Annotated in this window: 23 protein-coding genes; 6 read left to right on the forward strand and 17 right to left on the reverse strand. The window is 44.0% G+C overall.

All coding sequences use genetic code 11. The features are described from left to right. Positions 1 to 143: 143 nt before the first annotated feature. Complete coding sequence (locus H6A12_RS05550; RefSeq protein ID WP_204445691.1) at positions 144 to 2,081, reverse strand: DUF4091 domain-containing protein; 1,938 nt, start codon at positions 2,079 to 2,081, stop codon at positions 144 to 146. A 36-nt stretch (positions 2,082 to 2,117) separates the two neighbouring features. Beyond that, positions 2,118 to 3,536, reverse strand: coding sequence for an MATE family efflux transporter (locus H6A12_RS05555; protein ID WP_204445693.1), 1,419 nt, complete (start codon positions 3,534 to 3,536; stop codon positions 2,118 to 2,120). Positions 3,537 to 3,767: 231 nt separating this feature from the next. On the opposite strand from H6A12_RS05555, the gene H6A12_RS05560 reads away from it, so the two are divergent. After that, entirely contained in the window at positions 3,768 to 5,201 is a 1,434-nt protein-coding gene (locus tag H6A12_RS05560) for an alpha-L-arabinofuranosidase C-terminal domain-containing protein (protein WP_204445695.1), read from the forward strand. Positions 5,202 to 5,262: 61 nt separating this feature from the next. Here H6A12_RS05560 and H6A12_RS05565 read toward each other — a convergent pair whose 3' ends face one another. The 15 genes from H6A12_RS05565 to H6A12_RS13420 all read right to left on the reverse strand — a co-directional run bounded on the left by H6A12_RS05565 (position 5,263) and on the right by H6A12_RS13420 (position 15,895). Further along, positions 5,263 to 6,519 carry a PepSY domain-containing protein gene (locus H6A12_RS05565; protein ID WP_204445697.1) on the reverse strand — a complete coding sequence of 419 codons (1,257 nt, stop codon included), beginning with the start codon at positions 6,517 to 6,519 and terminating at the stop codon, positions 5,263 to 5,265. A 125-nt stretch (positions 6,520 to 6,644) separates the two neighbouring features. Then, positions 6,645 to 6,746, reverse strand: a complete 102-nt coding sequence (locus H6A12_RS05570) for a sporulation transcriptional regulator SpoIIID (protein WP_345941228.1) — start codon at positions 6,744 to 6,746, stop codon at positions 6,645 to 6,647. A gap of 49 nt (positions 6,747 to 6,795) precedes the next feature. After that, positions 6,796 to 8,331: a recombinase family protein gene (locus tag H6A12_RS05575; RefSeq protein ID WP_204445699.1), complete on the reverse strand. Its 1,536-nt coding sequence runs from the start codon at positions 8,329 to 8,331 to the stop codon at positions 6,796 to 6,798. A 96-nt stretch (positions 8,332 to 8,427) separates the two neighbouring features. After that, positions 8,428 to 8,598: a hypothetical protein gene (locus tag H6A12_RS05580; protein WP_204445702.1), complete on the reverse strand. Its 171-nt coding sequence runs from the start codon at positions 8,596 to 8,598 to the stop codon at positions 8,428 to 8,430. A gap of 265 nt (positions 8,599 to 8,863) precedes the next feature. After that, positions 8,864 to 9,847 (reverse strand): MobV family relaxase, encoded by a 984-nt coding sequence (mobV, locus tag H6A12_RS05585; protein ID WP_204445704.1) that lies wholly within the window; start codon positions 9,845 to 9,847, stop codon positions 8,864 to 8,866. 21 nt (positions 9,848 to 9,868) lie between these two features. Continuing rightward, positions 9,869 to 10,201 carry a hypothetical protein gene (locus H6A12_RS05590; protein WP_243415312.1) on the reverse strand — a complete coding sequence of 111 codons (333 nt, stop codon included), beginning with the start codon at positions 10,199 to 10,201 and terminating at the stop codon, positions 9,869 to 9,871. Continuing rightward, positions 10,174 to 10,311, reverse strand: a complete 138-nt coding sequence (locus H6A12_RS05595) for a hypothetical protein (RefSeq protein ID WP_204445984.1) — start codon at positions 10,309 to 10,311, stop codon at positions 10,174 to 10,176. The genes H6A12_RS05590 and H6A12_RS05595 overlap by 28 nt, the downstream gene beginning before the upstream one ends. Beyond that, positions 10,308 to 10,529, reverse strand: a complete 222-nt coding sequence (locus H6A12_RS05600; protein ID WP_204445706.1) for a hypothetical protein — start codon at positions 10,527 to 10,529, stop codon at positions 10,308 to 10,310. Before H6A12_RS05600 ends, H6A12_RS05595 begins: the two co-directional genes overlap by 4 nt. A gap of 12 nt (positions 10,530 to 10,541) precedes the next feature. Then, the gene (locus H6A12_RS05605; RefSeq protein ID WP_204445708.1) at positions 10,542 to 11,381 is read right to left on the reverse strand and encodes a ParB/RepB/Spo0J family partition protein; all 840 of its coding nucleotides are present in this window, start codon (positions 11,379 to 11,381) and stop codon (positions 10,542 to 10,544) included. Between the two features lie 2 nt (positions 11,382 to 11,383). Next, the gene (locus H6A12_RS05610) at positions 11,384 to 12,748 is read right to left on the reverse strand and encodes a relaxase/mobilization nuclease domain-containing protein (RefSeq protein ID WP_204445710.1); all 1,365 of its coding nucleotides are present in this window, start codon (positions 12,746 to 12,748) and stop codon (positions 11,384 to 11,386) included. A 15-nt stretch (positions 12,749 to 12,763) separates the two neighbouring features. After that, positions 12,764 to 13,123, reverse strand: a complete 360-nt coding sequence (locus tag H6A12_RS05615; RefSeq protein ID WP_204445713.1) for a plasmid mobilization protein — start codon at positions 13,121 to 13,123, stop codon at positions 12,764 to 12,766. Between the two features lie 35 nt (positions 13,124 to 13,158). Further along, a complete protein-coding gene (locus H6A12_RS05620) occupies positions 13,159 to 13,464 on the reverse strand; it encodes a hypothetical protein (protein WP_204445715.1) in 306 nt (101 codons plus the stop codon). Positions 13,465 to 13,551: 87 nt separating this feature from the next. Then, positions 13,552 to 13,839 carry a hypothetical protein gene (locus H6A12_RS05625; protein ID WP_204445717.1) on the reverse strand — a complete coding sequence of 96 codons (288 nt, stop codon included), beginning with the start codon at positions 13,837 to 13,839 and terminating at the stop codon, positions 13,552 to 13,554. Next, complete coding sequence (locus tag H6A12_RS05630) at positions 13,836 to 14,762, reverse strand: ParM/StbA family protein (protein ID WP_204445719.1); 927 nt, start codon at positions 14,760 to 14,762, stop codon at positions 13,836 to 13,838. The genes H6A12_RS05625 and H6A12_RS05630 overlap by 4 nt, the downstream gene beginning before the upstream one ends. A gap of 227 nt (positions 14,763 to 14,989) precedes the next feature. Further along, positions 14,990 to 15,895 (reverse strand): RNA polymerase sigma factor, encoded by a 906-nt coding sequence (locus H6A12_RS13420; protein ID WP_243415313.1) that lies wholly within the window; start codon positions 15,893 to 15,895, stop codon positions 14,990 to 14,992. 300 nt (positions 15,896 to 16,195) lie between these two features. Here H6A12_RS13420 and H6A12_RS05645 point away from each other — a divergent pair, with 300 nt between their 5' ends. From H6A12_RS05645 to H6A12_RS05665, 5 genes are all read left to right on the forward strand, one after another. After that, positions 16,196 to 17,041, forward strand: coding sequence for a tyrosine-type recombinase/integrase (locus tag H6A12_RS05645; RefSeq protein ID WP_204445721.1), 846 nt, complete (start codon positions 16,196 to 16,198; stop codon positions 17,039 to 17,041). A gap of 349 nt (positions 17,042 to 17,390) precedes the next feature. Beyond that, positions 17,391 to 18,509, forward strand: coding sequence for an SPFH domain-containing protein (locus H6A12_RS05650; protein WP_204445723.1), 1,119 nt, complete (start codon positions 17,391 to 17,393; stop codon positions 18,507 to 18,509). 13 nt (positions 18,510 to 18,522) lie between these two features. Further along, positions 18,523 to 20,166, forward strand: coding sequence for a DUF6273 domain-containing protein (locus tag H6A12_RS05655; RefSeq protein ID WP_204445725.1), 1,644 nt, complete (start codon positions 18,523 to 18,525; stop codon positions 20,164 to 20,166). A 52-nt stretch (positions 20,167 to 20,218) separates the two neighbouring features. Beyond that, positions 20,219 to 22,453, forward strand: coding sequence for a TIR domain-containing protein (locus H6A12_RS05660; protein WP_204445727.1), 2,235 nt, complete (start codon positions 20,219 to 20,221; stop codon positions 22,451 to 22,453). A gap of 1 nt (position 22,454) precedes the next feature. Further along, a complete protein-coding gene (locus H6A12_RS05665; RefSeq protein ID WP_204445729.1) occupies positions 22,455 to 24,371 on the forward strand; it encodes a TIR domain-containing protein in 1,917 nt (638 codons plus the stop codon). Positions 24,372 to 24,377 lie beyond the last annotated feature (6 nt).

A 24,377-nucleotide genomic window follows, 5' to 3' on the forward strand; every position in this document is an offset into this window, starting at 1 on the left:
ACCACCGTCCGGCCGCTGCATTGGGTTACAGAAGCCCCGTTCAGTTTAAAACCGAACGGGGCTTCTGATAAATATTCTTTTTACTGTCTACTTTCTCTTGACAAGTGCATCCGAATTTTTCGGACACGTTTTTTGTTATGCATTTATTTTGATTCACAAACAGCTTCCAACAGCAGAGTGCGTACGCGGCGATATTCTTTGACAGATTTTTCATAACAGTCAAACCGCGTAAACAGCATGGATACGATTTCGTCTGCGCGCGCAGGATTTATTTGTTTGAGCATACGAAGCAGCTCCAAATCTTCAAAACCGATTCGATGTGCTTCCGCACGTGTGGAGGAGAGCGGCTGTTCAAATCCGGGATACAGAATGCATTCGTCACCGGCCGGCAGGAAGTTTGCATATTTCGGATGGTATTCCATCACCTGTTCGGAGAACATGGCAGCTTGCCGTTCAAATGGATTATTGCCGCAGGTGAAGTTTGCACCCCAGTGCAAAAATCCCATGATATTCGGATATTTCATCATTCCCCACGCAAGATAGACAACACGCAGCCGTTCCATATCAAGCAGACGGTTGCAGTAATTTCCGCCCGGAGTTAAACAGGAATAAACGTAAAGTTTGTCGCCTTCTTCTACGCGTTTATCGAAAAATGCCTGATTTTTTTCATAAATATCAAGCGACGGGCACCAGATATCGAGTGCGCCGATCACATTTTCAGTCGGAAGCACAGGTTCCAAAATCGGAATACCCGGCATTGCTTCTCTTGTAATTTTAGAAATCGTGTGATATACCTCACACAGCGCATCGTTCGGCTCGTCCAGACACGACTGTGTCCAAACATCGCACAGGTTATGTGCACGCAGATAACCGTATAATGTGCACAGGGCTTCCTTTAACTGCGATTGCCCTTGTTCGGATGACATGGATGCACCCGTCAGCGAAAATACAGCATCGGTACCGTAATCAAATTCATCAAATGCCCGGCGTTTAAACGCTTCGCCGATCTGTTCGGGCGAGGTGAACGAATCGTGGTCAAGCGACGCATAAAATTCATCGTTGTCTGCAAGAGAAGATGCACGCGAGCAGAAAGCACCGCCCTGGAACAGTGTGATGCCGGCACGTTTTGCGGCACGAAGCATCAAATCAAGTCGCTGCGGCTCAAATCGAAGCGAACCATCCGGCATAACGGTAAACAGCAGATTGCCCGGAATTGCCATGATATTCTGCCGCAGATAGCGCACGGTGCGCAGATAACGTGTCAGCATTTCTTCATAGCGTGCAGACCACATCGGTGCATTGTGCCAAAGCGAAATGTTTTCGTAATCAAACCAGTTTACAAACTGCGGAGAATCGGCAGCGGCAGGTTTCACCGTTACCGGATAACGCATGGTTTGTACCGTCAGCGTGCGGCACATACCGTCGTGACAGATTTTAATGGTAAAAGAAGCAGTTTCTTTTTTGCGGCAGTATTCGATCGGGGTGCGGAATGCGAAAGCAGCGGTCGTATACTGCGGACGCGCAAGGTTAAAGATCGGTTTCAACGCCTCGTAAATATAAAACGGCGCACGGCGGATTACATTTTCGTTTTTGTCGTTTTTTAAATACTCACTGCGCAGGACAGCGCCAGTATTCACTTCCACCGGTACTGGAATCAGCTCGAACAGCTTGTATGCACGATGCGGACCCTCCACCGAAAATGCGACAGGAATGCCCGGTGTTAATCCGGAAAGTGCAATATGTACACCGACATAAGTGCCGTTTGCGCCGGAAACAGTGAGCGCATCTTCCCCGGTGCGCACATCGGTGTCCGGATAAATCGGGGTCAGTTCGTCGAACAAAGCGGCGCGAAACACCGGTTTTGCTGCCTGTTCTGTTTTTGGAAGCGCCCAGACAAGCTGATCCATATCAGGCTCCTTGGCGTCGTGCTGGCGCAAATCATCATACGGCTCTTCGCTGTCGATAATCCAGCTGCGCCCTTCTTTTCGTGCTGTTTGAAATCCGCCGCGTGCTGCGCGTTTGCGGGCGGATTCCGGATTTTTCCCATGAAGCCTTGCATATTCGGACAGGGAAATAAACATGGGGAGAACCCTCCTTTGAACATTATGATAAAACGATCAGTCTTCGATCGTCTTTTTGGTAAGCCAACGATTACTCTTATAGCGAATCCAGAATACGAGCGAGCGAATTGCCCATTCAAGTCCCATGGAAATCCATACGCCGATAACACCAAATCCCAATGTGATGGAAAGCAGATAGCCGACGCCGACGCGCATCACCCACATTGTAATCAGTGATACAACAGAGGTAAATGTTGCGTCGCCTGCTGCGCGAAGAACGCTCGGCATAACGTTTGAAATCGACCAGAAGAACGGCATCGGAATGATTGCGGTAATCAAAAGCATGTAAATAACAGAGAGTGTCTCGGTCGGTGCCTGATACATCATCAGAATGAGCGGCATCAGCGGCATAAAGATCGCAATCGAGATCAATGTGACAATCGTGCCGAGCAGGATCATCTTTTTGCCGTACCATTTTGCCAGTTCTTTTTGATCTGCGCCGATGCACTGGCCCACGATTGTGATGGCGAGCGTACCAACCGCAAGACCGGCGGAATAGATGATCGCAAATGCAGAGTTTGTGACAGCATTTGCAGAAACACTCAGTGTGCCGAGGGTAACGATGTACATCTGTACCAAAATGCTGCCGCCGTTGAAGAACATCTGCTCAATTGCAAACGGAATGCCTACTTTGAACACTGATTTTAACACCGGCCAGCAAATTTTGAATATATCACGCGGATAAACGCGCAGGACGCTGTGCGGATGGAGCAGAAGCCAGATGGCGATTGCACCGCCGATCAAGCGCGCAACGTTTAACGAAAGTGCAGTACCGATGATGTCAAGTTTTAAGATATTTAAGAACAGAACACTGCCGAGCAGGTGGATCAGGTTGATGATAATGGTCAGACGCAGACAGATTTTTGTTGCGCCGACGCCGCGGAATACTGCAAATGCACCCATATAAAATGAGTGGAAAATAAGCGAAATACCAACGCCCACCATGTAATCCTGGGCTTTTTTGATGACAACCGGGTCAGCGGAACCGAACATAATGTGGACAAGCGGTCCTGCGCATGTGACGAGGATTGCACAGCATACAATCGCGACAGTAGTTGTTGCAAGCACAACCTGTCCGGCAGCTGTCCGCATTTTTTCATTGTCGCCTTTTCCTTTGTACTGCGCGACAATGACTGTGCCGCCGGCGGAAACTGCGTTAAAAATGGCAAAAATCATCATGTAAACAGGGCTGACGAGACTGACTGCAGAGACAGATTCCTGACTCGACGCACTGATCATGGAAGTTGTTAAAACACCGATGAAATTGATGAAAAACTGGTCAAGCATGATGGGGATAAACATCGAAATAATCTCACCATATGAAAACAGTGAACTTCCGAATTGCTTTGACAGCCATTTATCGGCTTTTGAATCGGGTTTAATCAGATATCGTGGCTTTCGAATTTGAAACCGCATACAATCACTCCTCTTTATATCTATCATTTTAACGGCATGTGAATGGCAAATCAAACGGATTGAGCAGGGTTTTTATGTGTTTTCGGAGCATTATGTGCAAAAAACGCGCGAATCCTTTGATTTCCTTGTATTTTAACATTATTTTAATGTTTTTTGTCCGGGACATGTCCGTCTTGACGAAATGAGTCAGATGCGATAAGATAAAATAAAATCAAAGCAGAGGGGAATTTTATGAAAATTGATCTGAAAGCGAATAATACAAATGGTAAAGTAACAGAGATGATCTACGGACAGTTTATTGAGCATATCTTAAACTGTATTGAAGGCGGCGTTTACGATCCGGACAGTCCGCTTGCGGATGCGGAGGGAATTCGTACCGACGTGCTTGAAAAAGCCAAAGAATTAAATCCGCCGATTTTGCGGTTTCCCGGCGGAACCGTGATGTGTCAGTATCACTGGGAAGATGGAATCGGTCCGAAAAGCGAGCGAATCAAACGCAAAAACCTGATCTGGGGAGGTGAACTGGATCTTTCGTTTGGAACGGCAGAATTTGTGTCGTTTTGCCGCCGGATTGGAGCGGAACCGATGATTTGTGTGAATATGGTGTCGGGTACGCCGGAAGAGGCCGCAAACTGGGTAGAATACTGCAATGGTACAGGACAATCCTACTATGCACAGCTGCGCCGCAGCCATGGATATGAGGAACCGTTCAATGTGAAATATTGGTGCATCGGAAACGAAAGCTATGCAGAGCCCGATCTCGGTGTCCATCATGATGTTTCATTATATGTGCGGGATGCACTGGAATTTATCAAATTTATGAAGCTTACGGATCGTTCGATCAAAACAATATTGGTCGGATGCGATAAACCGGAGTGGAATAAAGCTGTGCTCGATGCGCTTCATCCGTTTTGTGATTATCTTTCCCTGCATCACTATTCCGCGGAAAACGGAAAAGGACTGTACGGTCCGTTTGAAGGCGAAAAGGCGCTGATTCAGATGATTGAAGAAGCGGCTGATCTGATTGACACGTATCCGGATACGATCGAGAACTTTAATCCGTGGTATCGGTTCCCGGCGAGAAGCGGAAAAGTGAAAATCGCGCTGGATGAATGGAACATCTGGAATTTTGCGCCCGATGAGACATACGGTTTATTGGCGGAGTATAACTGGCGGGATGCCGTATGGGTTGCAAGTGCGATGAACGACATTGTGCGTCATCCTGCGGTTGCCATTGCAAATATGGCACAGCTTGTCAATGTAATTGCGCCGATTGTCACAACAAAGGACGGTTCGTATTATCAGACGATTGCCTATCCGTTTTTGCTGTACCGCAAGCATATGATCGGTGATCGTATGGAGGTAGAAGTGCCGTCTGTCTGCTTGGACACAAAAGAGGCAGGACAGATTGAAGCGCTTTCGTGCAGCGCAGTGCGCAAAGCAGACGGTACATTGTGTATTGCCGTGGTAAACCGCGATTTCTCGCAGCCGTATACCATCGGTATCGGCACAGGAAAGGGCACAATGACCACGCTGACAGCATCGTCACCGTATGATCAATGCGATGCAGCACACTGCTGTGTGCAGGAAGAGACAGCAGCTGTTTCACTCGATGAAATCACACTGGCACCGGGAAGCGTCAATTTGATTTTGTGTGCAGAATAATATCAAAAAAAGGAATCACATCAGTGATTCCTTTTTTGTACAATGGAAGCATGTGTTTGTATCAGTCATCATCGTGGTCGTCATCATGATCATCATCATGGTCATGATCGTCATAGTCGCGGTCAAAATCGATTACAGCGCCGGTTGTGGCGTGAATTTCGTATTCGTATTCGATGCCGTTTGCATAGAATTCAATCTCATAGTGCGCAACGCCGTCATCGCTGTCGAGTTTGGCTTTTGTGAATGTGGCAGCAGAAGTGGAAACACCTGCGTGAGAAAGCGCTGCAGATTTTGCTTTTTCCGCACTGATATAAGATGTGCTGGTGGTGGGTTTGCTGGTGCTTGTGCCGGTGTTATTGCGGTCGTGTTCAAATTTGATTACAGAACCGGTTGCAGCGTGGATTTCGTAGTCATATTCAATGCCGTTTGCGAAAAACTCCAGTTCATAAACCGGTGTTCCGTCATCAAAATCGAATTCCGCTTTGGTGAATGCAGCAGCAGAAGCAGAGATGCCTGCGTGCGTGAGGGCTGCGGTTTTGGCTTTTTCCGTACCGATATAGGAAGTGTTCGAAGAAGGAATCGATTCGGATGTGATTTTTTTGTGCTGATGAGAAAGAACGGAGCCGTTGACTGCATCAATCTCATAATCATATTCGGTGTCCTGATAATAGAATTCCAGTTCATAAATCGGAGCACCATCGTCGAAGTCGAATTCCCGGTCGGTGAAGAGTGCTTGATCGAAAGGTACGCCTGCCTGTAATGCGGCAATCTGCATCGCTTTTTCTTTCGTGATATACGGGGAAAGGCGATCAGCTGTTGTGTAGGATTCATCGTAGTCATCATCGTCGATGTCAATGACACTTGCATTCAGTGAAAACGATTTTGTCGTATCCATCACAGAAGTTTTGATATCAGAGAGAAACGATTCGCGCGGGACAGCAGATCCGCGAACGAGCTGTACGACAATGTTTTTATCGTTTCCGTCTACGTCATCGTCGAAATATCCTGCTTCATAGATTTCACGTACCAGATCTGATGCAACAGTTTCGCACGATTTTCCGTCTGCTTCACCATACACTGAAACGATTTTTTCTCCGTCATCGTTTACGCCGTCCAGCGCGGTCACATGACCATCTTTATCATAAGAAACTGTGATTTCCGGATTCACGCTCAATACAATTTTTCCGGTGTCTGAGCCGAGTGAAACGATTTCACCGCCTGTTTTGGGTGTTTTGCTGCTGTTGCAGCCTGTGAGTAAAAGGGATGCTGAAAGGAACAGTGCCGAAGCAGTCAATGTGTATTTCCGTTTGAGTGTCATAAGAAAAACCTCCTTTGTATTTTGTTTTGTTAGGTTTGGTTTACGCCTATAGAATACGAAGGAGGTTTTTAAAAAACGGGGTGGAGAAAAAATTTTTTATAAAAATTTTTTTGTATACGCTTTTTTTAGGCGTGATCGGCCTTTTTGGCGTTTAAAAATTTTTGTCTTGTAGCAATTCCACCGCGGATATGGCGCTCTTGCTTATTCTTTTCTAAAACCTTCTGCACATCCAGATAAAGTGCATGGTTTGTTTTCTGCAATCGTTCTGTAACGTCTTTATGTTTCGTTGTGATGAATCAGAACGGTTTCGTCCAATCCCAAATCACCGAACAAACGCAGATAGATATCCACATTTCCGTCTTTGTCCACCTCGATCTTCTGGATAATGCGCTTGAGCTGGGCATTGGTCATTTGCCGTACATCGGCGATATCCTCGATCTCCCGGAAGGTTTGGTTCAGGATGGCTTCCACTTGTTCGCCTTTTGTGAGGTGATAGGATACCATCTTCAGCTCATTTTCCAGACGCTCAATCTCTTTTCGCATCCCGCCGATCCTGTCGTTCAGTTCCTCTCGGCTGATCAGGTCATCAGCATACATATCCATGTATTTCTGGCGGGTCTTTTGCAGTTTGGCAAGCTGAGCGGTCAACTCTTTTTCGTAGTTCAGATTTTCGTCCTTCGCTTTATATAATCGCTGAAACTCATGGGTGACATAGCGGATGACATTTTTTTTTGACTTGAGTACCCCTGCAAAGTACTCTTGCAAAACCTCAATCAGTTCATCCTCATCCACTGTCACTGCATTAGGGCAGTTGTCGGCACCACGCCCATTGTGGCCAGAGCAGACCCAGCGGACATAAGTGTTCTTGTAAGTGCGGACGGTGCGCCTGAAAGACCAGCCGCACTCTTTGCATTTGATAAGGGTAGAGAAGAGGTGTTTATTGCTTTGCCGTTCCTTATCCACCTTAAAAGCCTGTCCACGGGACTGCATGATCTGTTGTACTTGCTCAAAGGTTTCCGGGTCAATGATGCGAAGATCCGGCCGTTCTACTACCATCCAGTCCGTTTCATCCTTGTCGGCCCGCTGGCCAGTGAGAAAATCAGTGACTTCCTGTTTACCGTTGATGATTTTTCCGGTGTAAAGTTCGTTGGTGAGGATACGGCAGACACCGTTCTGACTCCACCGACAGTTTCGCTTGGTTTTAAGGCCCCGCTCGTTGAGAAAATTAGAGATTTTTGCCGCACCATACCCATCCTGGATATACCAATGATAAATCTGGCGGACAACAGCGGCTTCTTCTTCGTTGATCGTTAAGTTGAAGTAGTCGCCAATTGTCTTGTCATACCCATAGACGATGTTGGGAACACGGCCCTTTTCTGCGTTCATCTTCTTGCCGAACTTCACTCGCTTGGAGGTGTTGGCGCTTTCCTCTTGGGCCAGCGCACCGAAGATCGTCAGGACAAATTCACTGTTGCCCATGCTGGTCATATTGGCGGTGAGAAACTGTGTTTCAATTCCCAACGATTTAAGTTTACGGACATTTTGCAAAAGGTCAACGGTATTTCTAGCAAAGCGGGAAATATCCTTGACCACTACCATTTCAAAAAGGCCGTGATCTGCATCTGTCATCATCTGCAGAAATTCCTTGCGGTTTTTGATTTTGGTGCCGGAAATACCTTCATCGGCATATAGACGCACAAGGTTATCCCCAGTGCGTTGAGTATATTCTGCAAAAAAGGTTTTCTGTGCTTCCAGACTGTTGAGCTGATCGGATTTATCTGTGGACACACGGCAGTAAGCGGCTATATTCATGTGCGGGACCTCCTTGTTACATCTATTTCGTTCTGTTACGTCCTTATTATACCACAGAAAGTGAAAATGTAAACAAGGAAAGAGCACCTTGTATATTCACACAAGGTGCTCTTTCTGTTTTTCTTCAATTTGGCTGTCAGCATTTTGCTGAATAGCCCGCTCTACTTTTGGTGTGTTGGCCTTGATCAATACCTTCAGCAGATAATCGGCGGCTGTTTCTGTTGTATTGGGATCATGGAATCGGTAATTCAGTTTTCGTTTTTTCATGATGAAACGCCGCCTCCTCTCTGTCTGTTTTCTTTTCTATCTCTATGAAAAGTTGTGCCAAAATATCCCTTCCAAATATTCAGTATCTCCACGAATCAGAAAGATCGGATAATGTCATGGATTGTTGATTGAGCAGCTGTTCCTTGTTCCAATGCGGAAACTGCCTCTGTTCTTCAAGTTTTTGATTTCTGACAACAGCGTACATGCCATCATCTCTATTTCTTGCTGCAGGATGATGCGTCTATAATCGTTTGCGTTTTTCTGCTTAACGTTCTTCAATAGTCCGTTCCTTTCTCCTATGGCCACCACGGGCATACATATCCAGAATTTCTTTTGGAATACGATCCAGAACCGCCAGAGCATCTTCATAGTCTCGTTGCAGCTTGGCATCGGACAACTGTTTTAAAATACTTTCCTGCGTCGATTTTTCTAGGGACTGTCTCAGATGTGCGTTTTTCTGTTTCAGCTTTTTGTTCTCAGTGGTGGTTTCTGTGAATGCCACTTGATACTTCTTGATAGTGTCGTGCATCTTCTCTACAGAAGGAATGTATTGGTCCAGTAGCACACCAATTTCAGTAGCTTTACTTTTGGCGTTAAATACGTTAACACCGGCAAGTAACTCCTCAAGTTTGGCTTTCTGCTTGGTGAGGCGGGTCATTTCTTTAAATACCCTGGGCGGGATATGCTTTCGTTCAGTCTGGCTGGCACTTTCGCCTCGTTCCAAGTCAGGGTATTTCAGTACCATGTGTTTCCAGAACTTGTCCTGCCATTGGGTCAGTTTTTTCTTGTTACCCACAATCTCCTTAGCACTGAGCCTGCCATCTTCGGTTAGCGGGACGAAAGAAAGGTGCATATGGGGCGTTTTCTCGTCCATATGCACCACGGCGGATATGATTGTTTTTGGGGTTTGATTTTGCTGGATAAACGTTAACGCCTCTTGAAAATAGTCTCTGATCTCAGATTTCTTCTTTTCCTGAAAGAACTCCGGTGTGGCAGTCACGAGAACTTCTACTAGATGAACACTATCTGAACGGGTACGGCAACCAGCTTCTTTGATTTGGCGTTCTATTTCTGCTCGATATTTTCGTTCTGGCTCGATCAGATGAAAATTATACTTACTTCTACTGATGTTCACATCGGAGTTGCTGGCATATTTCTCTTTGATACGTTCATCGTGGGCTTCAATGCTCCCGATTTCCGGTCCCTTGTATTTGGCGAAACGGAGAATGGCATATTGCGGATTTCCCATATTTTCCTCCTTGTTGACTTCTCAAATGACTGTGTATGAATTGCTGTAAAAGGGAGAACAACGATCAATCAAAGCGTACATACGCTTTGAATTTCCAGAAAACACCGACATATTGTTTTTGACTAATACTTCGATCCCCAGAAGGCCACGTACTCGCCGTCCGGCGGCATTGGTTACATTGTTGCAGTATTCTAAATTGTAGCGGCTCTGGCAGGCAATCAGGGCTTCGCTGAAGCTGCCAGGTTTAAAAGCGGACAGGTTGTTTTTGGCACAGTAAATCTGGTATGCTTCATACAGCTCTTTGGAGCTGGCAGACATATCCGCTTTCAAACGAACATAGCGTACTCGGCACATTGTTTGAACTGCACGCCGATACTGTCTCCCTTGTTGGTGATGCGGGATTTCCGGGCGTAGATGGCTACACCTCGGTTATGCTCAGTATTGTATTTTTGTTTCTTTGTCATAAAACCAGTCCTCCTATTTTTTCATTATACAGCCAGCCCGGTGACGCTTTCCAATGTGCGACCGTTTTGCAAAGCTGGCGTAAGAGTAACCACAGCGTTTCGCTGTTAAGCGCTCGGATTTCCTGTTCCAGAAATTCCATTCGCTTGTGCTGAAAAGAACGGAGGGCGTTATTGTAGTTGTTGCCACGGTGAATGACGGCATTCATTTTAAAATCCATAGGCGCACATTCTCATCGCTCTCGGTCACGCTGTCGAAGCAGATAGCGGCGGTAATGCTCGCAGGCTTTCAAAACAAAATCTTCTGCCTGCTTTGCATTAGCGTTAGGGACATATTTGCGAATACGCTCCATCGGGACTTTAAACATCTCCCGTTGGTTTGCTTTTTCCTCACACATAATACCTTCAATACAGGATTTGGTAAGCAATCCTTCACGGTCTGCCTTGTGCATACGCCAAACCTGCGAATAAGAGGGCGTGCAGTCGTTGATTTCACATTGTTCCAAAACATCATACTGGCTCTGCTCATCAAGGAAGGAAAGCTCCACTCCAACGGATAAGGCAATTTCGCCGTTATCCATCTTGTCAATGAATTCGGGAATCAGGTAGGTTAGGCGGATATAACGCTGAACGGTACGACCACTTTCTGTATCTGAAACATCGTCACGAGACTTGTGGCCAACTTGTCCACAAGTGATACCTTGATGCTTCATTGCTTCCATTTTCAGCTTGTAAGCAAACGCCTTTTCGCTGGGTAGGATATGCTCTCTGTGTAGGTTGCTGTCCACCACAGCAATAGCGGCGGAATCACGGTCGAGAGCATAAATTAAGGCAGGGATTTCTGTAATCCCTGCCTTAACTGCGGCGTGTAAGCGGCGGTGTCCGCTTATCACCTCATATTCCTCTGTGCTTTCAATCGGTCGGACAATCAGCGGCGACAAAATACCAACTGTATGAATACTTGCAATCAGCGTATCCATTTCCTCATCATCTTTAACTTTGTACGGATGCCCCTCAAACGGGCGAAGTTTTGAAACCGGAATATTTACCGGCTGATTTCTTGTATTTTTCATTTTCATCTACTCCTATCTAAATATCTTGCACGGGCTTTTCTTTCAAGCTCATGCTCTTGTTTTAATAACTCATATAAATGCGGAGACTTCTCCAAAATCTTCTCCGCACGGCGAAGCCTTTCACGAACAGGCTTCATTTGTTTGCTGATCGCCTTGCGGCGCTCTTTGTTTTGGTTCTCATCCTCCGGCGATTTCGGACGGCGTATACGATTGCTTAATTCTTTGCGTTCATGCTCCAAATCGGATAACTGTGTTTTTCTCTCGTCGATGTTTGCTTGCAAATCGGCTACGGTGTGAATGTCATTTTCTTTGAGAAAATGATAATCTGCTACAAGATTTTTCAAATCCTTTTCCGCCGTCCTTAAATCGGGTGATAACAGAATTACCTCAGCAAGTTCGGCGGTGATTTGGATGACCGTTATTATGATATAGAAAATCATATCCACTAAAACCGTCGCTGCATCGTAGCTGTGGTCAATGACAAAATCAAGCTTTCGCAGTTCATCTTCCAGCGGAAACTTTTTCGGCCTGTACGGCGGACGGTACTCCAAGGTGAATAAGTGGTATCTGCTCTCGGCGTTCCTGTCCAACTGCGCCTGCACGATTTCTTTTGAAAAGCCGATGTTTGCAAGACGAACGGAACGCTCCCAGTGCTTTGCCTTTACAGAAAAGCGCACGGGATCTAGCGTATAACCGAGTGCATAAAGCTGATTCTCAAATTCTCTCGGAGAAGTAGCAAAAGACAGGCAGTATTCCACATCCTCACGGAGATAGTCCCGATGTGTTTTCTTGCCGGCTTTGTGCCGCCAATAATCTTTTTTGTGCCCGCCGTAGAAGCTACTGTTTTCAAGAACAGATAAACCGTGTTCCCGGCATACTTCATCTGATACTCTGCGCAGTTCTTTGTGGTCACCGATTTTATTTTGAAATTTTGCACCGTCCTTAAATGAAACGGGGTTCACAACGAAATGGCAATGCACATTATCTGTATTCAAATGAACAGTCACAAGCACCTGATACCTGTCACCCCACATTCTTCTTGCTGTTTCCTTGCCGATTTCAAACGCCTGCTTCGGTGTGACCTCGCCTTCACGGAAACTTTGTATTCCGTGATAGCCGATCACCTTGCCACGAAGCCCGAACCGTTGCTGTACGGCAACCATTTCGGCATAGACATTTTGCTTTGAACAGTTGATACCTCCAACATACATTTTGCGGTCGGTTTTGTTGTCGTTCTCGGCATATGAAAGCGCCGCATACAGATCATCGTCAAGATATTCTCTTGCAGTGGTTTTGTCGGGATTGTCGGCATAGTTGAGTGTCGCTTTTAAGTTTTTATATATCGGCCAAAAGCCTGATACAGCCACATCGTATCACCTCTTTCACGGCAATAGAAATACCGCTGTTATTCCTTTCAGTACATCACTGATTTCCTTGTCCAACTTCGGTGAACTCGCTTTGTCGGCAAGTTCGCCGAGCTTTTCAAGGCAAAGAAAAAGAGCGTCAGGCGGAATACCTCTCGGCTCATACCCTAGCGCTCTTTGCTTGACATATTCGGTTGTGGAAATCCCGCACTTTCTAGCTTTTGATTGTATTTTCTCTTTTTCTTTTGCCGTGACACGCACGGCGATTCGTATATCTTTCTCCATATACATCTCTCCTTTCCGGGGGATTGGGGGCGGTAAGCCCCCAAAGAGCAAAGCTGCAAGAAAATCTGCGGCTTTTGATTGGGACTTTGGCACACAAAGTCCCTGCTTGTTACAGTATGAGACATGCATTATTGTCCCTCGTTTCTTTCAACCTTTCTCAAATAGGAAATGCCGTTCTTCGCTCTCTCAAAGGTGAGGGTTAGCAATGCTCCTTCTTCAATTTCAGGGATACCGAGATAGCCGGTGTTCTGCCAAGCGGAAGCCATGACCTTATTGCCGTCTTCAAAAGTGAAGTAAGCAAGGATATTGCGGTTCTTGCCCCAGCGTTTGTAATCAAGTCTTGCAGCAAAAACACCATCACGCTCGTTTGTTTTATAGTTGTCAACGCAGATGCCTGAATCCTGCATCTGTCTTAATGATGAATAGGCTCTCATAATAAAAATCCTCCTTAATTCTGTTTAATGTCAAAGTAATGCCATAGGGCATTTTAGAAAATAAAAAGCGGCATCATTTTAATGCCGTCAGTCTCCGAGAAAATCATCGAGGGAATCCAATAACAGATTTTCTTCTTCGGAGAGTGTTTCGGTCGGTTGTGGTGATTCCGTCTGTATCACAGAAAGATTCTGCAAGCACTCTCGAATGGTTTCCTTAATAGTCTCTGTAATTTCTGCGTGCGGCTCATAAAACTGATTAACGGCAGTAATAACCGCTTTGTTTTTTGAATCCGTTATATTTTTCAAATACTCCCAAGCCTTGCGATCAGCTTCGTTATCCAAGTTAAACCTAAGGCTCATTCGTTTGATACTCATAACGCACCGCCGTTTTTAATCAATTTCATTTCCAGCATTCGTTCATAACCTTTAGAAGTAGCACAAATATCATCGTTTACAGTAATACGGCTTTCGTCATATTCAGCAAAGTTGCGGATCATACAACCGCCTCCTCCGACAATATACAGCTTCATCAGTTTTGAATCATAGCCGTGTTCACGCAGTCTGCGGAAAATACCTTCCACATACTCTTTTGCAGTATTGGTTATTGTTTTCAAATAGTCACCGTCAATATCTGCTGTGCCGAAACGAAGCACACGGGTAATCATTTCTTCAGGTGGATCTGCGTGATGAACTCTCATCAGATTTTCACGGATTTGGAGCATACACTGGTGTGTTCCAAATTTCTCGGTAAAACAGCGGTTGGGGTTCGGCTTTTTATCATTGACGAACATAATATTCATCGTGCCGTTGCCAATATCGCAGAGCATATTTACACCTGAAAAATCGGATAAGTGATTGACAATAGCGGCAAATCCCTGTGGATAAATATCTGCACCGATAATGCGGATATGATAATCCTTGCCTTTGAAATTGAAATCGATTGTTTCGTTCTTCAGCAAATATCGTTTGAATTCTTCTCGCTGTTCGCTTACCCAAGTCAGCGGAAGTCCGGCGGCAATCAATACATCAGCAGAATAGATTTTAGCAATGTTCATCTCCCGTGCGATTGCGGCAAGCGTCAGAACATAATAATCCTCGTCCAGCATTTTATCCGCTGAAAATTCTTTATGCTCTGCGCTGATAAGATAATATTTGTTATTCCAAACAAGCAGATTGTCTTCGAAAATCGGTTCTTTGTTATAGACGGTTACGCCTGTCTGAAAACAGCAGTTTGCAGTTTTCATATTTCCGTAGCCGTGGTCGATACCGATAATATAGGTTTCTTTATATTTTTTCATTGTGATTGTCCTCCTGAATCTTAATGATTTTTTGTTTACTTTCCGAAAGAGCGGAGCAGGCACCGTCGGTTATCATCAAACAGCTTTGGTGTCCGCACTGCATATATAGGGTGTTCTTAATTTTGCTTTGTTCCGATTTTGTCGGATGGCACTATGTCATAAAGTCCTCCTTTTCTGTTTTTGGGCGAAAAAATAACACCTACCGATTTTTACATCAATAGGTGTTATCAGATGATTTTCTTTTGGCTGAATCCAAAATCTTCGCCGCTGAATTTTTCGTAAGCCAAGCCGATTTTTCGGATGCGCTTGTGAACGGCGCTGTGTGTTTTGAATCCGAGCTTTTCTGCAATTTTCTCAAGCGTTATGCCTTCCATACGCATGATGAGGATTTGTCTGTCTGTTTCGCTGAGCGAAGCTAAAAACTCGCTTACTGCCATCGGTTCTAAAACGGTACGATTCATATCGCTGTCTTCATCGGGGATGTCCCAGTCCATACCGTCATTATTTTCAGCATACCGTTCCTTGAGTTCATCAAGAGATTCAACCGTAATATTCTTTACACGGGTGTGATACCACTTGCGGTAATGGTCGATTTTCTGCCGGCTGTTCCGATAATCAAAATCTTCAAAACAGCGGAACTCTTTTGCGGTATCAATGACAGCTTTCATATTATGGTGCGCCATTGTCTGCGGAACAAGCCAGCTGAATAGATCAGAGATTTCTTCTTCCGACACATAGCCGAAGGTTTCATCCACACCTCCGTCCTTTAGCAGTTCCTTTGCTGCTGGAAGAATCTTTTCCTCCTGCATTTCCTGAATCCAGTACGGCGCTGCATGAGCAAAAATCCATGACGGCTCATAACCGGAATAGATTTCACGCTTTGCACCCAGTCCCATAAAGGGCCAGACCATAAATGCATAAGCGTCAATAATGGCAAGCAGAAACAAATCGCTTTCCACCATAGCGATTGCATCCCAGTCATGGAGTAGCTTAAACGGATTGCGTGGAATGCTGTTCAGTTCTGAACCACACTTGTCCAATATGGATTTCGGAATAAAGTAGAATGCGGGAATAAAGTCCGCATTGCGAAACGGCGTGACCTCGCCGTTTTGTCTTTTTAATAATATCGGCATATTTTGTGCCTCCTTTCCAGAGAACATCCTCTCCATTTATTTAACGACGCAAAATTAGCATATTGTTCCTATAAAACTCAAAATATTATAGCATATTTTGAGTGGATTTAAAAGAAACTCTCAAATTGTCCATAAACACAAAAAGCACCGCCAGGAAAGCAGGTTGTACCGCTAACCTAACGGGGCTGCCTTTATACCCAAAATCCGCACATTCGATTTAAGGGTTATCCTTCCTTAAAATGGAGAGGACAATTCTTGAATCATACTTTTCGGGTAAAATATATCCGGAGGTACATCAGAATGAAAGAACGAATTTTAACAAGTGAAGCAATACAAAACTTCAAAAAATATCTGAGAGAGGAAGAAAAAAGCGATAATACAATCGAAAAGTATATGCGAGATGTATGGGCATTTACTACATACATGAATGGTGCGGAAATCACAAAAGAATCGGTTATCGCTTATAAAAGCAACCTGACCTCTAAAAACTATGCTGTGCGGAGTATCAATTCCATGCTGGCAAGTCTGAACAGTTTGTTTGTATTTTTAGGTTGGATGGATTGCAGGGTGAAGTCGATCAAGTTACAACGGCAGATCTACTGTCCCGAAGAAAAAGAACTAACCAAAGCGGAATATATGCGGCTTGTAAATACCGCAAAGCAGAAAGGTAACGAACGGTTGAACTTGATTTTGCAGACTATTTGCGGCACAGGGATTCGGGTGAGCGAACTCCAATACATAACGGTGGAGGCTGTCAAAAACGGAGAAGCAATCGTATCTCTCAAAGGCAAAACACGGTCTGTCTTTCTTGTCAAAGAACTGCAAAAAAATTTGCTCCGCTATGCAGCGGAGCAAGGAATAACATCAGGTACAATTTTCATTACAAGAACGGGCAGACCGATGAGCCGCACCAACATTTGGCGGGAAATGAAAAACCTTTGTGAGTACGCAGGCGTGAATCCGCAGAAAGTTTTTCCTCACAATTTGCGCCATCTGTTCGCAAGAGTGTTTTACGGGATTGAAAAGGATATTGCCAAGCTGGCGGATATTCTCGGTCACAGCAGTATCAACATCACTCGCATTTACATTATCTCAACAGGTGATGAGCATCGCAGACGGATGGAACATATGCGGCTGATTTTATGAAAAACGCCGCCCCGAAATGCAGTTTATTACATAATCCGCATTATGCTGCAAATGTACATACCAAACCCATTTTATTTACATTATTATATCATAGTTCGAGAGAAAATTCAAACAGTTTGGCGAAGAAAAGTATGATTTTACGGGATATTGTCGAAGCAAAGCAGCACAAATAAGCCTTTTCAAGGCAAATTCTGAAAAGGCTTGATTTTTTACGCTCATTTTTAGATTTGGTCTGTGACAAAGACCATGTTCTGTGAAGACTCAGTACATTTAGACGGCAATTTTTCGATTGCGTTTATTACATAATGCGGATTATGTTGCATTTCGTTAACCGAGGGAGGAATCAGATATGGCATTGGCAAAAATAATCAAATACGAGGGTGACAATTCCACCTTCGTCTGGAAATCCCCGATTGAAGATTTTAATACTTTGTCTCAGCTTATCGTCCATCAATCTCAGGAGGCAGTTTTTTTCAAAAACGGTCAGGCTTTAGATTTGTTTGAAGCAGGAAGATATACGCTTGAAACACAGAACATCCCGTTGCTCAGGCGCTTTTTGAATCTGCCTACTGGCGGAAAAACGCCGTTCCACTGCGAGGTATACTTTGTAAACAAAACGCAGCAGATGGCAATTAAATGGGGTACAGACAGTCAAGTACAGTATATGGAGCCTACATACAAATTTCCGTTGCAGATCGGCGCTTCCGGCGAAATGACGCTTTCTGTCAACGATTCCCGCAGGCTTCTCACCAAACTGGTCGGAACAGAATCCAGCCTGACACAAAGCGGGCTGATTGCGCAGTTTCGTTCTTATCTGATGTCTAAAATCAAGCCGTATATTGCGGCAACGATGCAAAGCGCTCCCTACAGTATTTTTGAAGTGGACGCGCATATGGACGAATTTTCGTCTGCTTTAAAACGCGCGTTAACACCGGATTTCAATGAATACGGAATTAGCCTTGATAAGTTTTTTGTTACGACGATCGCCAAGCCGGACGGCGAAGCGGCTTATGAAAAATTCAAGGAGATACATATCCGGCAATATGCAGATATCGCAGAGGCAAAGCTGAAGCAGCAAACCGATGTCATCCACGCCGAGACCGAGGCGAAAAAGACCGTCATTGAATCGCAGGCAATGGCAACAAAGCGTGCACAGGAGGGATATACCTATCAGCAGGAGCGTGGCTTTGATGTCGCAGAAAAGGTGGCTGAAAATGAAGCGGTCGGTGAATTTACCAATATGGGCGTCGGCTTGGGCACGATGGCAGGCGTCGGTGGTGCTGTCGGCGGAATGGTAGGCGGCATGATGAACGACGCCATCGGACAAACATCCGCTCCCGCTCAGAGTACAGGGGGACTTGACGCTTTTAAAATGAAGCTGGAAAAAATGAAATTGATGAAAGAAAGCGGTATTTTGTCCGAAGAAGAGTTCAACGCAGCAAAGCAGGAACTTCTCAAAAATTTATAAGGAGAGTATGACAATGAGTTTTAACAGAAAAAAAGGGATATCCGTAGCAGCGGCTTTGATTTTACTGGCTTTATTTAATGTGCTTGTTTTTCTTCTGCCGACGGGGCGCGGCATAACGTTTTGGCTGGGTTACAGTTTTGTGACTTTGGCTGTCGTTTTATTTGCGGCAGTTATGCTGTTTCTTTTTGATTCGGAAGATAAAAAAAGGACCTTTTTGCGCCTTCCGCTGATTTCCACTGCATGGATTTATCTGATCCTGCAAACAATCGTTGGCCTTTGGCAGATTTTTAGTCCGGTGTTTCCCTATGTGCCGGCGCTGATTATCAACGGTTGTTTGGCAGGATTTTTTATTATTATCCTTTTGGCTTCAAAAGCCGCCGGCGAATCCATCGAAAAGCAGGAAGCGCACATTGCGGAAAAAGTGTATTTTATCAATAATATGCAGCTTCTTCTGTCGTCTGTCAAAACAGACGATGAAGAGGTCACTCAAAAAATCCATACTTTATCGGAAGATATTAAATTTAGCGATCCTATGAGCCATTCCATGCTTAGCGAACTGGAAAAGCAAATCGAAGCAAAAGTCATTCTTTTAAAGGCAGATGTTTCAGATAAAGAGAAAGCAATGGCGGATATCGAAGGTATCAGCGACCTGTTAAAAGAGCGAAACCAGAAATGCCGGATGCTGAAAAATGTGAAGGAAGAGAAAAAAGCCGAGGACTCTTCCGGTGTAAAGTACGTTGCTGTGACTGTTGGCGTTTTGGGAGCGCTGGCAACCGTGGCGTTAGTTATCTGCTTTGTTATTGTTCCAAACAATACCTACAAGACCGCGATGTCGTTGTATGAAAACGAGCAGTACACAGAAGCAAGGGTAGTGTTTGAAAGCCTGAATGGATATAGCGACAGCAACGAAATGATTGAGGCGTGCAAAACGGCGATTACCGAACAGCAGTATTTAGATGCCCAGAAGCTATATGAAGAAGGGAAATATGATGAGGCAATTCAGGCTTTTGAAAGCTTGGGTACTTACAAGGACAGTAAGGAGATGATTGAGTCTGTAAAGCAGACGGTGACTGAAAACAAATACATACAAGCCGAAGATTATTTTGAAAGCCAGAACTATCTTGAGGCCATGAAGCTCTACACTGAACTTGGAGATTACAAAGACTGTAAACAGAAAATTGAGCAGATTCAAAACCGTCTTGCGACTGATGGCGCTGTTTATTACGGTACTTACCAAAACCAGCCGATCGCATGGCGTGTTCTGCAAACGGAAGATGACAGAATGCTGCTGATAGCGCAGGAAGCAATCTGTGAGCTGCCGTATAACGACGAAATAAAAGATGTCACATGGCAGGAAAGTTCCCTTTGCAACTGGCTTAATAATGAATTTATCGGTTCATTTTCTGAAGACCAATTGGCCGATATTTTGACGACAAACGTTGGCGGCGCTGACTGCAAGGTCTATCTGCTCAGTCAGGAAGAAGCGGAAGATTTGGAGGACGAATCAGTCCTCTCCAGCGAAAAAGATTGGTGGCTTCGCACAAAGTCCGATGTAAACGCTGTGTATGTAACAGCTTCCGGCGAAATTGTTGAGGACGGCGAAACTGTTGTCCGTGCCAAGGGCGTGCGTCCTTGTATTTGGATTAATTTGAAATAAAGATTTTTCAATAGACAAGAACAATCGGGGATAAGAATAGGGAGAAAAGATAATGCAAGTTTTTAAATGTAAAATATGCGGAGGCGATGTCAGCGTAGACAGAGCTACCGGCATTGCAGTCTGCGAATACTGCGGAACAAAGCAGGTGCTGCCGCAGTTTTCAGACAATAGTTCCAAGCGGCTTTATGAAAGCGGGCATCACTATCTGCAAAATGGGGAATACGATAAAGCGGAGGCTGTGTTTAATCAGCTTCTGGCAATTAACCCGCAGGATGCCGAAATATATTGGGATCTTGTTCTGTGCAAGTACGGCGTGACTTTTGTAAAGGATCCGAAAACGGAAAAATATATCCCCACCTGCAACCGCACTCATTACGAATCTGTTTTAAACGATAAAAATTACCAGAATGCACTGAAATATTCAGATGCGGAGCAGATGGAGTTTTATCGTGAAAACGCCGAAACGATCAATCATATTCAAAAAGGCATTCTTACCGTTTCAAAAAAGGAAAAACCCTTTGATGTTTTTATTTCCTATAAAGAAACCGACAGTGAAGGAAACCGCACGAAAGACAGCATTACCGCTCAAAAGCTTTACGAAGAATTGACCGAAAGCGGATATAAGGTGTTCTTCTCCCGAATCACTTTGGAGAATAAGATCGGAACAGAATATGAACCCTATATTTATGCTGCGCTCTATTCCAGCAAGGTGATGCTGACTGTCTGCTCCTCGAAAGAAAACATTGAATCCCCGTGGGTAAGAAATGAGTGGAGTCGTTTTTTAACGCTGCGCCAAAACAACATAGGCAAAGCACTGATTCCGCTCTACTTTGATATGTCCAAAGCAGACCTGCCGGATGAATTTGCACTGCTTTCATCCTATGATATGAAAGTTGACGGTTTTGAGCAAGAATTGCTCCGTGGTATTAAAAAGCTGATCCCCCTGCCCATTATGAAAGCGGCAAGGCGTAAAAAAGCTAAAAAAACGGCAGGAATTACCGCAGCGGTGGTATGTGTAACAGCCGCAATCGTTGCGGCCATAGTGTTGCCGAATTATATAAAAGCACAACGACTGGAAGAACAATACACGACGGCTATTGCAATGTTTGAAAATGCCGATTATGAAGGTGCGTCAGCAGCTTTTTCGGGACTGGGCGATTATAAGGATTCGGCGGAAATGGTGGAAAAGTGCGCGATCCAGCCGGGGTACGATGCGGCGATGCAGCTTTATTACGACGGAGATTATGCTGAGGCAACATGGGCATTTGAAGCCCTCGGCGATTATGGGGATGCTGCCGAGCAGAAAGAACAGGCGGAACTTTCATGGCGGAAAAGTCTGGCAACGGTTGCGACGGATGATTTTGACGAATATTCGACCAGCTATTATATCATAAACGAAAATGGAACGGTGGACGGAACTAGCGGTTCAGCACATTCTGATCTTTCCATTGAGAATCATGGAAGGATTATTTCTATAACACCTTCTGCGGATAAGTTATATGCATTGCACGAGGACGGATATGTCAGCAATGCAAAAGAAAACAATCAACTGTCTGATGATTCGGAATGGCATGATATTGTGAAAATCTCAAGACAATTAGAAAATACTAACATCGCTCTTCGTTCAGACGGTAAGATGTTCTATGGTAATACAGGTTCTGATGAAGTGTGGAATGACGAATGGATCAAAGGCATATCTGAATGGACAGATATTGTTGATTTTAAATTATGTTATCCGAATGGCAGAGCCTATTCTGATGGAACTGGAGCTATCATCGGGATAAAATCAGATGGTAGTTTATGTGCGGTTTATAATGATAATAACACTGGAAAACAAAGTTCAAATAGTAGTATTACGTTCAGTACATTTACTACTGAAAAACTACAGGAAATTGTTGCACGATTTAGTAATGTGAGAACTTTAGCTTTTAATATCACTTCGTATGATCCAAATCCAATAGAGATTATTGCTCTGACTAAAGATGGAAAACTGCAAATATATCAAGATGGAACGTTTACTGAAATGGATGCAGACAATATTTGTGATGTATCATTTAGCGCATCTTCCCCCATTCTTTTATATCAAAATGGAGATATCGCTGAATTGGGAAGCAAAAATATTGCGCTACATGACATTATTTCTATCAATAACATCATTGGTAATGTAATCACCCGTTCAGGAATAGTGTACTCCTGCACATTAAATTATTATGACTTATCCATCAGTGAATGGTCAGAAAGTGGAAAGTCTATAGTATATGATGAATGGCTTGCGAGGTTGAATTGATATGAAATGTAAAAATTGCGGCGGGGAACTGATTTTTCAAAACGGTATGGGTGTATGTGAAAACTGTAAAAACACCTATCATTTTGATTACGGCTTTGAAAACACGGAAGTGTATATCTGCTATACGGAAAGCGATGCTCAGGGCAGACGTACCAAAGACAGTATCATAGCGGATGAATTGTATCAAAAGCTGGAAAGCAAAAAAATACATACATTCTATGAGCGCAAATCCGTCCCCTACTTGGCTGGCGACGATTTACAGGCAGTCAACTATCAGGCGATTTATCATGCAAAAATCGTCCTTATTGTGGGCGCTTCTACTGCTCATTTTGAGCATTTGATATCAGAGTATAAAGAGTATTTTAGCAAAAAGACCGTCATTCCGGTTTACACAGATATCCGTCCCGAAGGCCTGCCACCCGAACTGAATCGAGTACAGGCGCTGAACTATAATACAATAGGCGCAGAAGCCGATCTGCTCAACGGGATTTTAAGGCTTCTCGGCAGAGAAAAGGAAATTCATCTCGAAGAACTACATCAACGCACTGGAAAAAGAAAAAAGATTGTGGCAATTTCTCTTTCTCTCTTTTTAATTATAGGTATTGCTGCAGGTGCTGTTCTGGTGCTTTTTCGGGAATCACCAGTGGATGAGCCGGAATCAGAACCTGTATTAACCTCGCAGGAAATTTATGACAACGCACAGACGCTGATGGAATCTGGCGACTATTTAGGAGCGGCTGATTTGTTTGCAACCATTCCGGACTTTAGAAACAGTACAAACCTGTTGGACGAAATTTATAACAGATACGATGGTTATTATCTTTCGGAGGATAAAAGTGTTTCTTTTTACATCAATATTCAAAGCTCAACAACAGCCGATCTTATTCTTGAAAAAACAATAAATGGACAAAAAGTGCGTACAGAGGAATCATCTGTGCTAAACAACAACATTATTACAGCATCTTTCACCGATTCGGAAAATAACACCGGTGAAATGACCGTCACGCTAAATAATGATGGTATCCACATAACAACAATATTAAAATCTGAAAGCGAATCATTGTTCATTGGCAATCTGGATCTGACATTTATGTTGTCGCAGCGTTCCGATCGGCCTATGGAACAAAGCATTACCGCCGAAACGCTCATACAATGGATGACAAATCAAACTTCTCTAAGCGACTTGAATCGGACTGGATATCAGGTGGCGTTTGATAAAAACATGACCGCTGGTGGCGGAATCAATAATCATTTTGCCAATTATTACATTGAAAACACTGATATTAAACTCTTGTTAGCAGATTTTGATTTATCTTCTGCAAAGTCTTATAATGATATGGAAAAATATCCATTGGATGATTTTTATATTGTCGGTGTTATTGCTCCGGCTGAACTTGTCTGCCCTCAGGAAATCGGTGGAACTCCTCATGTATATGATGAAAACAAAATTTTATACGCTCCAAATGTACAGGATTTTATATTGATGTCAGACTTTGAATCTGGGTCACCTGAGTACTGCGTGTTTTTTACTTTCAATGAAAGTGAAGCAAATGCAGGTATTGACAGTAACAGTATGATCGGTATTACATCTCAAGCCTTAATTGGAGAGAATTTCAGTTGGGTTGAAAGAGATTTAAACTCAAATTTTATAGAAGCTTCGGTTCTTTCACAATTCAAAAAAACGCACTCGGAAACATCACAATACTATGCTTCTGCAACAGTGGTAGCTGAAAAATCGAATATGGTTTTAATATGTGTTGATTGTAATTGTCCTGACTGCGCTAATAAATATTATTATTACAAGAAGAATATGGAGACCGGCGAGATACAGTTTGTCACGGAACTGTTTAGTGACAGTTATTTTACGCAAACAGATATGTGGAAAAATTATCCGGAATTGTTTGATGAGTTTTTATAATTTTTA

The organism is Merdimmobilis hominis, assembly GCF_016901855.1.
GTDB lineage: Bacteria > Bacillota > Clostridia > Oscillospirales > Ruminococcaceae > Paludihabitans.